At 39.2% G+C, this 13,527-nt stretch carries 12 protein-coding genes; all 12 read left to right on the forward strand.

All coding sequences use genetic code 11. The annotated features are described in order from the left end of the window. Positions 1–41 precede the first annotated feature (41 nt). Positions 42–2,126 carry an ATP-dependent DNA helicase RecG gene (recG, locus tag J7K93_09625; GenBank protein ID MCD6117263.1) on the forward strand — a complete coding sequence of 695 codons (2,085 nt, stop codon included), beginning with the start codon at positions 42–44 and terminating at the stop codon, positions 2,124–2,126. Between the two features lie 50 nt (positions 2,127–2,176). After that, positions 2,177–2,452 carry a DUF1844 domain-containing protein gene (locus J7K93_09630; protein MCD6117264.1) on the forward strand — a complete coding sequence of 92 codons (276 nt, stop codon included), beginning with the start codon at positions 2,177–2,179 and terminating at the stop codon, positions 2,450–2,452. Positions 2,453–2,562: 110 nt separating this feature from the next. After that, positions 2,563–5,259, forward strand: coding sequence for a DUF2723 domain-containing protein (locus tag J7K93_09635; GenBank protein ID MCD6117265.1), 2,697 nt, complete (start codon positions 2,563–2,565; stop codon positions 5,257–5,259). 67 nt (positions 5,260–5,326) lie between these two features. Continuing rightward, positions 5,327–6,367: a glycosyltransferase family 2 protein gene (locus J7K93_09640; GenBank protein MCD6117266.1), complete on the forward strand. Its 1,041-nt coding sequence runs from the start codon at positions 5,327–5,329 to the stop codon at positions 6,365–6,367. 15 nt (positions 6,368–6,382) lie between these two features. Next, positions 6,383–7,336 carry a flippase-like domain-containing protein gene (locus tag J7K93_09645; protein MCD6117267.1) on the forward strand — a complete coding sequence of 318 codons (954 nt, stop codon included), beginning with the start codon at positions 6,383–6,385 and terminating at the stop codon, positions 7,334–7,336. 32 nt (positions 7,337–7,368) lie between these two features. Further along, complete coding sequence (locus J7K93_09650) at positions 7,369–8,397, forward strand: DUF4837 family protein (GenBank protein MCD6117268.1); 1,029 nt, start codon at positions 7,369–7,371, stop codon at positions 8,395–8,397. A 3-nt stretch (positions 8,398–8,400) separates the two neighbouring features. Beyond that, the gene (gene purE, locus J7K93_09655) at positions 8,401–8,868 is read left to right on the forward strand and encodes a 5-(carboxyamino)imidazole ribonucleotide mutase (protein MCD6117269.1); all 468 of its coding nucleotides are present in this window, start codon (positions 8,401–8,403) and stop codon (positions 8,866–8,868) included. Between the two features lie 48 nt (positions 8,869–8,916). Further along, positions 8,917–9,630 carry a polyprenol monophosphomannose synthase gene (locus J7K93_09660; GenBank protein MCD6117270.1) on the forward strand — a complete coding sequence of 238 codons (714 nt, stop codon included), beginning with the start codon at positions 8,917–8,919 and terminating at the stop codon, positions 9,628–9,630. A 22-nt stretch (positions 9,631–9,652) separates the two neighbouring features. Next, on the forward strand, positions 9,653–11,734 hold the full coding sequence (locus J7K93_09665) for a glycosyltransferase (protein MCD6117271.1): 2,082 nt from the start codon (positions 9,653–9,655) through the stop codon (positions 11,732–11,734). Between the two features lie 34 nt (positions 11,735–11,768). Beyond that, on the forward strand, positions 11,769–12,722 hold the full coding sequence (locus J7K93_09670) for an acetyl-CoA carboxylase carboxyltransferase subunit alpha (GenBank protein MCD6117272.1): 954 nt from the start codon (positions 11,769–11,771) through the stop codon (positions 12,720–12,722). Further along, positions 12,719–13,153, forward strand: a complete 435-nt coding sequence (locus J7K93_09675) for an acyl-CoA thioesterase (protein MCD6117273.1) — start codon at positions 12,719–12,721, stop codon at positions 13,151–13,153. The genes J7K93_09670 and J7K93_09675 overlap by 4 nt, the downstream gene beginning before the upstream one ends. Before the next feature lie 11 nt (positions 13,154–13,164). Then, a complete protein-coding gene (locus J7K93_09680) occupies positions 13,165–13,329 on the forward strand; it encodes a Trm112 family protein (protein ID MCD6117274.1) in 165 nt (54 codons plus the stop codon). Positions 13,330–13,527: the final 198 nt, after the last annotated feature.

Here is a 13,527-nt window from a genome sequence, read left to right on the forward strand (position 1 = left end):
AAGAATAACACGTTTATAATCCTTTGGAAAAGAAAGAAAATATTTCTCCGGACACTCCTGTTCAGTACCTGAAAGGTATAGGGCCCAAACGTGCTACTGTTTTAAAGAGCGTTGGTATTAATACAGCGGGAGAATTGCTGGCCTATTTCCCGAGGCGTTACCTCGACAGAAGCAGCATAACTTCAATAAACAGAATTGAACCGGGTAAAGAAATTACTGTTGTCGGCCGTGTAATTGTATGTCAGACAATTAAAGGCAGGCGGCCGCGCTTTGTTGTGCAGATTGAAGACGGCACAGGGCTTTTACAGTGTGTCTGGTTTCAGGGGATTTCATATATTGCCAAAGCTTTTAACCAGGGAGATACTGTTGCATTCAGTGGAAAAGCTACTTTTTACAGATCTCTTCAGCTTGTGCATCCGGATTTTGATAAAATATTTGAAGAGGGTGAACCGGACGGAATAAATACCGGAAGAATAATTCCCCTCTATCCGTCAACTGAAAAATTGTCGCGGCTTGGCCTGGACAGCAGGGGATTCAGAAAAGTAATCAAAACTGCAATTTCTCTTGTGTGCAGCGGAATACAGGAGATTTTTCCTGATTCCATTTTATCTTCTTTCAGGCTTATGGTCCTTTCTGAAGCATTTCAGCAGGTACATTTTCCGGATAACTGGGATAAATTATACAGGGCAAGGTACCGCTTTAAGTTTGAGGAGTTGTTCTTTTTGCAGCTGTTTTTAGCTCTTGAAAGAAATAAGCGGATAAAAGAGCACAATGGTATTTCATTTCAAAAGGCCGGAAGCCTGACGAGAGAATTCATTTCCGAACTTGATTTTGAGTTGACCAATGCACAGAAACGTGTTTTAAGGGAAATTCATAATGATATGAAATCCCGGAAAGTGATGAACCGGCTGATCCAGGGTGATGTTGGTTCCGGCAAGACAGTTGTAAGCCTGATTGCAATGCTTATTGCAGTTGAAAACGGTTATCAGGCTGCATTGATGGCACCTACTGAAATACTTGCTGAACAGCACTTTCTGGTAATTCACAGCCAGCTTGAGAAACTCGGTGTTAAAACTATGCTGCTGAGAGGCGGGCATACTGTTTCCCGACGAAAAGAGATGTACGAATCCATACGGTCGGGAGATATTAATATTGTTGTTGGCACACATGCACTTGTACAGGATGATGTGGGATTTAAGAATCTCGGACTTGTTGTAATAGATGAACAGCACAGGTTCGGAGTAATGCAGCGTGCAAAACTTATGGAAAAGGGTATGAATCCCGATGTCCTGCTTATGACTGCAACACCGATTCCCAGGACTCTTGCACTCACGTTTTACGGGGATTTGGACGTATCTGTGATAGATGAACTTCCGTCAGGCAGACAACCTGTAACAACAGTGTGGAGAAAGGCAAAAGAGAGAAGCAAGATATACACTTATATTAAAGATGCCGTAAGACGAGGAGAGCAGGTTTACATTGTTTATCCTCTTCTTGAAGAATCTGAAAAGATTGATCTTGCTGCAGCTACTCAGGAATATGAAAAGCTCTCAAATAGTGTTTTTACTGATTTTAACGTCGGCCTTATACACGGGCGCATGAAATCCGATGAAAAAGAGAGTGTTATGAATGCTTTTAAATCAGGAGAAATCAGTATCCTTGTAAGTACAACTGTTATTGAGGTAGGAGTAGATGTCCCTAACGCAACTGTAATGCTGATTGAGCACGCAGAGCGCTTTGGCCTTACGCAGCTGCATCAATTGAGAGGAAGAGTAGGCAGAGGCCCGAAAAAATCTTATTGTATACTTATTACAAGCGGAAAAATTACAGAAGAGGGCGTAAAGAGAGTTGAGGCCCTTACGCAGACAAATGACGGGTTTAAAATAGCAGAGGCTGATTTAAAACTCAGAGGGCCCGGAGAGCTGTATGGGACAAAACAGCACGGAGATCTCGGCCTGAGAATCGCAGACCTCGTTACAGACGGTGAAATCCTTAACAAGGCGAGAAAAGCGGCATTTAAGCTTGTTATGGAAAATCCTGATCTTAACGGTGATGAATTTTCACTTTTAAAAGATAAATATTTTGAGATATACAAAAGCAGATTCGGCTTAATTCAGGTCGGTTGATTATTCAGCACTGCCGGGTTTACTCACAGAATTAAAAAATGGAGATATACATGGAATCGGAGCAAAATAAGTATGATGCATTATTCTATCAACTCATAGTTGTATTTCAAACAGCAGCTCTTCAGCAGATGGGCAGAATGATGAACCCCTCTTCGGAAAAGGCCGAATTGAATCTGGAACAGGCCAGATTTTCCATAGATATTCTTGATATGCTGAGAACAAAGACAATAGGAAATTTAAATGAAAAAGAAGAGAAATTCCTTGATGATGTAGTAAGCGGGCTTCAGCTTACACTAATTTCAGAGGAGAACAAGAAAAACCAATAATAATAGTTTTTATAAGGCGGAAATACATAATACTTGATTTAAAATAAATTTCGCTGTATCTTTTTCTAACTTCTTAATAATTATGATTATTCCAAGAGCGGAGGATATAAATGAAGTCTGTTAAACACAATAATATTGATCTGCGGCTGCAGTATATTTTTGGCGGTATTGTATTTTTTATTGCATTTATTACTTATGCAGCTTCAGTGGCGCCTACAACATCTTTTTGGGATTGCGGAGAATTTATTGCATGCTCCAGAATTCTTGGTGTGATGCATCCGCCCGGATCCCCCCTGTATCTTCTAATCGGCAGGATATTAACTATGCTGCCGTTTGTAAAAGATATTGGCCTCAGGATTAATATGTTTTCAGTATTTATAAGTGCTTCAACAATGCTGCTTACTTTTCTTATTATTATCAAGCTTATTAAAAGATGGAGAGGAGAGCCACGCAGTTTTGAGGACAGAATTATCATGTTCGGAGGAGCTGTATTCGGTGCACTTGCCTTAACTTTCAGTGACAGTGTATGGTTTAATTCCGTTGAAGCTGAGGTTTATGCTTTTTCTCTTTTTTTTACTGCTTTGGTTGTATGGCTTGCTCTTAAGTGGGAAGAGTATTCGTTACAAACTTCGGGCCTTCTTCTCGTATTTTTTATATTCTATCTTTTCAGCCTGGCAGCAGGAGTGCATCTTTTAAACATACTTACTTTTCCGTTTATGCTTCTTATTGCCTATTTCCATGACAATAAGACGGTAAAAAATCTCCTTCTCCTGCTTACTATTCAGGCAGCAGTCCCGCTAATCCTTTACGTTTTATTCTTTCAGTATAATCCTGAAACCATGAACTACAGAGAGATGATTGCTCATCAGGCAAAAGCAGGCAGTTTTATGAAAATATTCGGCCTGATATGGGTAGTTGTGACTCTTGTCTATGTTTATATTAAAGACAGGGATGTATTTAAGCTATGGTGGATTGTACCTGCTTTGATTCTTATAGGCTATTCGACATACTCGCTGATCTATATAAGAGCCCATCTGGCCCCTCCGATTAATGAAAATAATCCGTCCACTCTGGAGCAGATGCGAAGCTATCTCGAGAGAAAGCAGTATGGAGAAGAGGATATGCTCCTCACCTTCTTTTATCGAAAAGCCAGTTTTTGGACGTACCAGATAAATAAAATGTATACAAGATATTTTGCATGGCAGTTTATCGGTAAAGGAGTACTGCTTGACAGCCACGATAGAATAATCAAAATTATAAGCCTGCGGGGCCTTTACGGTATTCCGTTTTTAATCGGATTATGGGGAGCAGTGCACCATTTTTTCCGTGACTGGAAAAGAGCTCTTGCTGTAAGCGTTCTGTTTTTTCTTACAGGCCTGGCAATTATTATCTATCTAAATCAGCCTGATCCGCAGCCAAGGGAGAGAGATTACTCATATGTTGGTTCCTTTTTTGCTTTTGCATTGTGGATAGGAATAGGTTTTGCTGGTATAATGGAGTGGATAGCAGAGTTCTTAAAGGATAAGAAACGACTTAAAAAAATAGTCTATGTTGCGGTTTCAATTGTTCTTTTTATTGCAGTGCCTCTCAATATGTATGCATTTAATCATAGGGAACATTCAAGAGCCGGCAATTATGTTGCTCATGATTATTCCTATAACATATTGCAGACTTGTGAACCCAATGCAATTATCTTTACAAACGGAGATAATGACACGTTCCCCTTGTGGTTTTTACAGGAAGTTTACGGTGTCAGAAAGGATGTTCGGGTAGTTAATTTATCTCTTTTAAATACTCACTGGTATATTAAACAGCTAAGAGATTATGATCCTAAAATACCGATTGGTTTAAAAGACGAAGTTATAAACACTCTTTATGCAATGCCGTGGAAAGCACAGAAGGTTGAAATACCTGTTCCTTCTGATGTTGTTAAGAAATTAAAGGCTTCCTTAAAACCTGAGCTTGCATCTAAAGTAAAAAGCAATTTTATTTTTAACTTTAGACCTACCTTTAATACAGGAGGCGGGAAAGGTGTAAGGGTTCAGGATCTTATGATTCTAAGAATTCTTCAGTCTGTTCAATGGAGGCGTCCTGTTTATTTTGCAATGACAGTTTCCAGGCAGAATAAAATAGGCCTTGACAGATATCTTCGTCTTGACGGCCTGGCTTTCAAAATTCTGCCCTATCCTGCGGAAGAGGTTGATCCTGAAATATTGGAAAACAATTTGCTTGATAAATTCGAGTATAAAGGGCTGAATGACCCCAAGGTGTATTACAACACAAATATTCAGAATTTGCTTCAGAATTACAGGTCTACTTTTATGGAGCTTGCACGTTACTATATAGAAAATGACAATAAAAAGAAAGCAGCTGAAATTCTGACAAAGATGGGGGAGATTATTCCTGATACTCATGTGCCTTATTCTGATAAAAGGCAGGCGCTTATTGTTTCAGATATATACAAACGTGCAGGATTGGACCCTGCGTTTAATGCCCGGAGTGAAAGGATAGTAAAAGGCCACTTACCTTCCATTGCAGAGCAGACCTGGCTTGCAGGCTACTATGCACAGGTTATGCAGAATTGGCAAAAAGCAGAGGAAATTTATCAGGAGATAATCAATTATAACCCCAACTCTCCAGATGCTTTTGCAGGGCTTTTCCAGGTTTACAAAATGTCCGGGCAGTACAATAAAGCTGCCTCACTTCTTGAGGATTGGATTATGAGGCATCCGGGAGACAAAGGTGCACAGCAGGAGCTGGATAATCTTAAGAAACTTGCTGCAAAAGATTCGACAAATGGCAGATAAGTGTAAGCTGAAAAATATATTTTTAAACAGGAAAGACTTGTGATTTTGATATGGAAGGCTGCACACAATGGGCGAAGGGAAAAAACCGGAAGTATCTGTTGTTATTCCCCACTGGAAAGGGGAGGATATTCTTCGTCATACACTGGAGTCATTGCGGAACACAGAATACAGCAATTTTAATGTTATTGTTGTAAACAATAATTCGCCTGATAAAAGTATCGAAGTAGTTCACAGGGATTTTCCTGAAGTAAGGGTTGTTGATTCGGAAATTAATTTGGGCTTTGCTGCAGGATGTAATCTTGGCATCAGAGAAGCAAGTACAAAGTATGTTGCTCTTTTAAACAATGACACTGAGGTTACACCCATGTGGCTTGCTTATCTTGTAGATGTATTGGAAAAAGATTCTGAGATAGCTGCAGTACAGCCTAAATTGCTCTGGTTTTATAACCGGAATACTTTTGATTACAGCGGTGGAGCAGGCGGAGAAATTGATATTTTCGGATACCCGTTTACTCTCGGCCGTGTTTTTGAATTTATTGAACAGGACATTGGCCAGTACGATACCCAGAGAGAGATTTTTTGGGCTTCGGGAGCTGCTGTTGTTATTCGCAGGTCAGTACTGAATTATACAGGCCTGTTAGATGAGGCTTTTTTTGCTCATATGGAGGAGATAGACCTTCAATGGCGTTTTCATATTGCAGGATTTAAAGTAGTTAACTGCCCCCGGGCAGTTGTATATCACCGTGCAGGCGCTACTCTTGGTAAAGAAAATGTACGGAAGATGATTTTGAACCACAGAAATAATCTTGTTATGCTGCTGAAAAATTATCAAATGGAAACTATTGTCTGGTTAATGCCTGTAAGAGTGCTGCTGGAGATTATAACAGTTGGTTTTGGTGTAATATTACTGGATTTCAAGCGTTCCTTCGCAGCATTTTACGGTTTATTCAGTGTTATAGGTTTTATTCCTCATATATTAAGAGAGAGAAAAAAGGTAAGTGCAATTCGGTCTGTTTCTGATAAAATGATAAGAAATAAGATGTTCAGGGGAAGTATTGTAAAGGAACATTTTATAAAAGGGAAGCGTACAACATCTGAATTGTTATAAATTTATGGTGGATTATTGGTAAATAAAGGTCTAATTCAGCTATCGAAAATTTTATTCAGCGGTTTCCTGATAGGTTTCCTGCTCTACAAGATCGGAATTAACAAAATTGCAAATCTGTTAATATCTGCTGATCTGTACTGGCTTTCTGCTGCAATAGTTCTTTTCCTGACAAGCCATCTAATGGGAAGCGTTCAGTGGCACCTTCTGCTTAAACATGAAGGTGTTGATATTAAATGGCCGAAAGTTCTTTCATTCTATTTTGTAGGGTTGTTTCTAAACAATTTTTTGTTAAGCAGCCTTGGCGGGGATCTGTTCAGAATGGCTGATGTAAAGCGTTATTCGGAAAATTTTTCAGGCGCTGTAGCTACTGTATTTCTGGACAGGTTGGCAGGGTTTTTCCTGCTTTCGACTCTTGCGGTTATTTCCGGCCCGTGGATAATAATTCAGAGAGGATTACATTCAAAACTTACGTTTTTAATTTTCATGCTCGTCTGCTCCTGGATACTTCTGCTTTTTATTCTTTTTAATAAGAATTTTGCACGGCCTTTTGCAGCAGTTTTTACAAAGATAGTTCCTGACAGATTTTCGTTAAAGGCTCAGGAGATATATCAAAAAATACACTCTTTTGGCAGAGCAAAAGATGTTGTCGGGAAAATACTTGTAATTTCATGCATAATTCAGAGCCTTAGAATTCTGACTCACTACATGATTGCAAGATCTTTCGGGATATCTGTATCACCTGTGAATTTCTTTCTTATTGTGCCGGTTATTGCAATTGCGGCCAGCCTTCCTGTAAGTTTTGGAGGTATTGGAATAAGAGAGCAGGCAGGAGTGATTCTTTTTGGTATGATCGGGGTATCAGCGATAAGAGCGTTTTCAATTGAATTTATTGCGTATATAGTTGCAGTTATAACAAGTCTCCCAGGGGGAGTAATTTTTGCAGTCCGCCGTGGAGTTGACAAAATATGAATGTTCATGGTAAAAAGCAAGGGAGGATAATAATGAGAAGGTTAAGTATTTATATTTTTGTTTTGACAGGATTGACTTTTTTATCAACATCCTGTTCTATGAAAAAACAATCATGGTGGCAGGAGCCTGTTATAGGTGTTATGGCAGATACAACAGATTGGGAACCGCTGCAGGGCGATTTGAGAATGACTTTTGAAAGAGTAACCCGTACCCCTCAGATGGAAAAAGCATTTGAAATCAGATATGTTACGAAGAAAGAATTTATGAGATATACAAAAGCTCGATACCTCGTGCTTGCTGCAACGCTTGAATCTACAGGGCGGGTAGGTAAAATTGTAAACAGAGTATGCTCTGACCCTGCTGTTCGCAAGAAAGTGGAGAGCGGTAATAATTACATGTTTATTGAGAGAGACCAGTGGAGCAGGGACCAATTGATGGTTATACTTGTAAGTAAAGATATCCCGACCCTTAAACAGAAAATTGCTGCAAATCAATCGTTTCTTTATGATATCTTTGCTTCTAACCTGAAGGAACATTTGTTACAAATAATGTACAAGCACAGGGAGCAGAAAGATCTGGAGCAACGTATGATTGTGAATGACGGTTTTAAAATCAGAGTTCAGCATGATTATTTTTTAGCTCAGGAACTGACGAAGGATGGGTTCATCTGGTTCAGAAGAATGTATCCTGAACGCTGGATATTCGTACGCTGGATTGACGGCGGTGATACTACAATGCTTGACCCACTTTGGGTAGTAAAAGAGAGAAACAGGATAGGCTCAAAGTATTATGGAGGCGACAGTGTAGCAGATAAATACCTTTTTTCGATGCGGTCTCAATTTCTTGGCAGGCCTGCTCAGATAACTACAGGGCTGTGGGAGAACGACAGCAAGGTTGCAGGAGGGCCGTTTAAAAATTACACATTTTACGATGCGCTTTCCAAAAGAATCTATATGATTGATATTGCGGTATTTGCGCCTGGTGAAGATAAAATGCCCTATTTACGAAGGCTTGATATTATTGCTCATACATTTAAGACAATATTTGAGATGGAGGACTAGGTTATGGCTCAATTGCCTCTTGCAGGAGTAATAATGGGAAGCACTTCCGATGAAAAGGTTATGGGAAAATGTATTGATTATCTTAAATATTTTAATATTCCGTATACAATTGATGTGCTTTCGGCTCACCGAAATGCCGAAGAGGTTGATAAATATGCGTCAACCGCTGAGGAACGCGGCCTGAAAGTTATTATTGCCGGAGCAGGTATGGCAGCAGCTTTACCTGGAGTTATTGCTGCAAGAACAATCATTCCGGTTATAGGAATCCCCCTTGAAGGATCGCCTCTCGGAGGGCAGGATGCGTTATATTCAATTGTTCAAATGCCTCCAGGAATTCCTGTTGCTACTGTAGCAATTGGTTCTGCAGGAGCGAAGAATGCAGCAATTCTTGCTGCTGAAATTATTGCTCTTTCAGATAAAGAGGTTAATAAGAAACTTAAAGAGTTTAGAAAAAAAGGTTCAAAAATTTAAATTTTATTTTTAGTATGATATTATTAAACAGGATATGCAATGGGATTAATGAAAATTCTTGTTATAATACCGACGTACAATGAGAACGATAACATACGTCTTATAATTCCTCAAATACTCGGCACATATCCTTCAATTGATGTGCTTGTTGTTGACGATAATTCTCCGGACGGTACAGGTAACACTGTTGAGGAACTATGTGCTTCAGATCCCCGTGTACATTTGATTTCACGTGAAAAAAAGATGGGCCTCGGTACGGCATATGTTGAGGGCTTTAGATATGCATTGGATCATGATTATGATTTAATATTTGAGATGGATGCGGATTTTTCCCACGACCCAAATGAGATACCACGATTTATCGAAGCGTCAAAAGAGTATGATCTTGTTGTGGGGTCAAGATATGTCAGCGGAGTTAATGTTATAAATTGGCCTATGTCACGCCTTCTTCTTTCGTGGCTTGCAAATGTTTATACAAGAGTAGTGACCGGACTGCCTTTAAAGGATGCTACAAGCGGTTTTAAATGTTTTCGCAGAAAAGTCATAGAAGATATTGATCTAGGCAATATGCAGTCTGACGGATATGGATTTCAGATAGAGATTCATTACAGAGTTTGGAAAAAAGGATTCAAGATAAAAGAGATTCCGATTGTATTTGTTGATCGCCGTGTGGGGATATCCAAAATGAATACAGGTATTATTAATGAAGCTGCATTACTTGTATGGAAATTAAGAATAATGGGAATTTTCAAAAGAATTTAATGAAATCAATCAGCAGCTCAAAATGAAAAAACTTTCAGTTATAATTGTTAATTATAATGTAAAGCCCTTTTTGCAGCAAGCTCTTGCTTCTGTATCCAGGGCTTTAAAAGGTATGGATTCCGAGATTATTGTTGTTGATAACGGGTCAGGCGATGGAAGTGTGCAGCTTGTACAGAGAGAATTTCCTGATGTAAATATCATACGGAATCAGGAGAATGCGGGATTTGCAAAGGCAAATAATCAGGCAATAAAAATTGCAGACGGTGAAGTTATAGCACTCGTTAATCCTGATACGCTCATAAGAGAAGATACATTTAATGTATGCCTTGATTATTTGGAATCCCATAACGATGTCGGCGCTGTTGGGTGTAAAATTCTCAATCCTGATGGCACTTTACAATTAGCATGCAGACGAAGTTTTCCTTCTCCATGGGTAGCTTTTACAAAAATTGTCGGCCTGAACGCAATTTTTCCTAAAAGTAAAATTTTCGGAAGATACAATCTTACGTATCTGGATCCTGAAATAATAACAGAAGTGGAAGCAATATCAGGATCATTTATGGCAGTCAAAAGAGAAGTTATTGATCAGACAGGCATGCTTGATGAACGTTTTTTTATGTACGGGGAAGACCTTGACTGGTGCTACAGAATTCATAAGAACGGGTGGAAGATAGTTTACCTGCCGGGCACGGAAATTATTCATTACAAGGGACAGTCTGCAAAAGAGGCCCCATTTGACAGTCTCAGGGTTTTTTACAATGCAATGCTTCTATTTGTAAAGAAACATATGGGTGGAGGCCTGTCTCTTATTCCCCAGTGGATACTAATTCTCGGAATCTGGATAAGAGGTTCGATATCAATAGCAGCGCAATGGGGAAAGAGGCTTTTTGTACCGATCATTGATGCTCTTCTGCTTTCCGCAGGAATGATAATTTCGATTTTTATAAGATTTTCTGCTGCAGGAAGAGCTGGTTTCTACGTTTCCGCTTATAGTTTGGTAATTCCGGTTTATTCTGCTGTATGGCTGATATCTCTTGCAATAACAGGCCTTTACAGAAAAAAGAATTATAATATCTCAAGAACATTTACAGGAGTAATAACAGGGCTGATTGCTAATACATCGCTGACTTTCTTTTTTCCACAGTATGCTTACTCCAGACAGGTTATTCTTGTATCCGGGGCCATAAATCTTGTACTTCTATCAGGCTGGCGCATTCTGATACAGTTTTTGCCAAGAATAGAAAAGATTCCATTTCTCAGAAATATTGGGATAACTCTTGCCAAGCGAAGGCTTATTGTTGTTGGTACGGGAGCTGTAACAACAGACATAATCACACGGCTTAATAAAAGGATTGAAAAGAGCGGAGAGATTGCAGGGAGGCTTGCAGTAAAAGAAGATGATTTTAATAATGCGGCTGATTGCGAGATACCGATTCTTGGGACCATAAAGGAGATAGTCCGGCTTGTTAAGGTTCATAAAATTGATGAATTAATTATTCCTCCCGGAACTCTGTCGTACAAACAGATGCTTTCGATTGTCGGCCGTACTCGTGATACAGGCCTTGATATTAAAATTATACCAAAGGACCTTGATGTGTTAATCGGCAGATCAGTTGTTGAATCCATTGATGAGATTCCGTTTGTTGATCTGGAATACAGAGTATTTTTGTGGCATAACCGGGTATTAAAAAGAGCGCTTGATTTAAGTATTGCATTAATTTTTTCCCCCATTTCCTTGCTTCTTTGGTTCATAGTCCTTATTTTACCGGATTACAAGTTAGTGAAAGTGATATTCCCCTGTCCGGGCGGGAACATTTTGATCAGAGAGCTTTTTTTGCATGACAAAAAGGTTTACGGTATTTTTCGTACAATTTTCAGCATGGTATATGTTCTGAAGGGTAAAATGAGTATTGTAGGCCTTGATAATGAATCCGATGTATTGAAAGAAACAGTATGGTGCAGGCCGGGAATAACAAGCCTTTTTAAGGTTTCGGGAGAAGAACAGGACACGCAGGAAGAAAGACTGAGATACTATTTTTATTATATTCGGAATTATTCGGTTTTATTGGATATAGAAATAATGCTGAAATCAATTTTCTCCTGATTGATATATTGTGGTGCGAAGGGAGTAGTTTATTATGGATTTTATTCTTGATTTTGAAAAACCAATTGTTGAGCTGGAGGAAAAGATAGGTGAGATGAAGGCCATTTCTGCCAATGAAAATGGCGTTTTATCGGATGAAATCTCGCGGCTTGAATTGAAACTTTATAAATTAATGGAAGATACATATTCCAAACTTAACAGATGGCAGCGGGTTCAGCTTGCGAGGCATCCTTTGAGGCCTTATTCGCTTGATTATATCCCGAGAATATTTACTGATTTTATCGAACTTCACGGGGACAGGCAGTTCAGAGATGATCCTGCGCTTGTCAGCGGCATGGCAAAGCTTGACGGAAGGTCCGTAGTTGTATTGGGACAGCAGAAGGGACGTACAACAAAGGAGAAATTATACAGAAATTTTGGTATGATGCATCCGGAAGGGTATCGTAAAGCAATGCGTATTATGAGGCTGGCAGCAAAATTTAATAAACCGATAATCGTATTTGTAGATACACCCGGGGCATACCCTGGAATAGGAGCGGAAGAGAGGGGACAGGGAGAAGCAATTGCAAGAAATCTGTTTGAGATGTCACGCCTCAAAGTTCCTATTATAGTTGTGATAATCGCAGAGGGAGCTTCCGGAGGTGCTTTGGGAATAGGAGTAGGCGACAGAGTACTCATGATGGAAAACAGCTGGTACTCTGTTATTTCACCTGAAGGCTGTGCAGCAATTTTATGGCGGGATTCAGCCAAGGCTTCCAAAGCTGCGGAGGCTTTAAAACTTGCGGCTCAGGATTTAATTGAACTCGGTGTAATTGATGATATAATAAAAGAACCCGTTGGAGGTGCTCATAGAAATTACGATGAAGCAGCAAGGCTTGTAAAAATCAACATAATAGATGCCTTGAATGATCTTCTTTTAATACCTCCTGATGAATTGATAGAACAGAGGCTGGAAAAGTATGGTAAAATGGGATTTTTTAAGGAATGAATGTTAAAAACAATACTAATATCTATACTCACAGAGTGATATATGCTGATACGGACCAAATGGGAATTGTGTATCATGGAAGATATTTTGAGTGGCTGGAAGCTGCGCGTACTGAACTTATGCGTATTCATGGAATGTCCTACAATACTCTTGAAGCGCGAGGGATTTCTCTTCCTGTAATAGAAGCTTCATGCAGGTACATCAGGGCATTTAAGTATGATGATATTGTAAATATTATTGCAGAAATTGAAGATGTTACGCGTTCAAGATTAAAAATTAAGTATGAACTGTACTGTGAAGGTGATGAAACAGCAAGGGTAAAAGGCGTTACTGTACATTGCTATATGAATCGTCAGGCTCGTGCAATAAGAGCGCCGAGGGACCTTTTATTATTTTTTAAATCTTTTCAAGTTCCGGAAAACATGGAATAACGGAGTAGCCAATGTTAGAGCAGAAATTGTTGGATATATTGGTTTGCCCCAAGTGTAAGGGCAAACTGGAATACAGACAGAAAGAGGATGCTTTTTATTGCCATTCATGCAGATTGAAATACAGGGTTGAGGATAACATCCCTGTAATGCTTATTGATGAAGCGGAACCCTTTTAGGTTGCTGTGGAGAAAATATGAGATTTAAAACAGTTGTGTTTGTTTTTATTTGTGCTGTTTTGCTGAATGGGTTTGTTCCTTCTCATACTGTATGAACACCTTGATAAGAAAGATAGTGCAAGATATGAGTATCAGGAAGCTTTGAAACTTAACCCTGAATTTAAAAAAGCATTACAAACTTTAAATTCAATGTAATTA

The organism is bacterium, from assembly GCA_021158245.1.
GTDB lineage: Bacteria > Zhuqueibacterota > QNDG01 > QNDG01 > QNDG01 > QNDG01.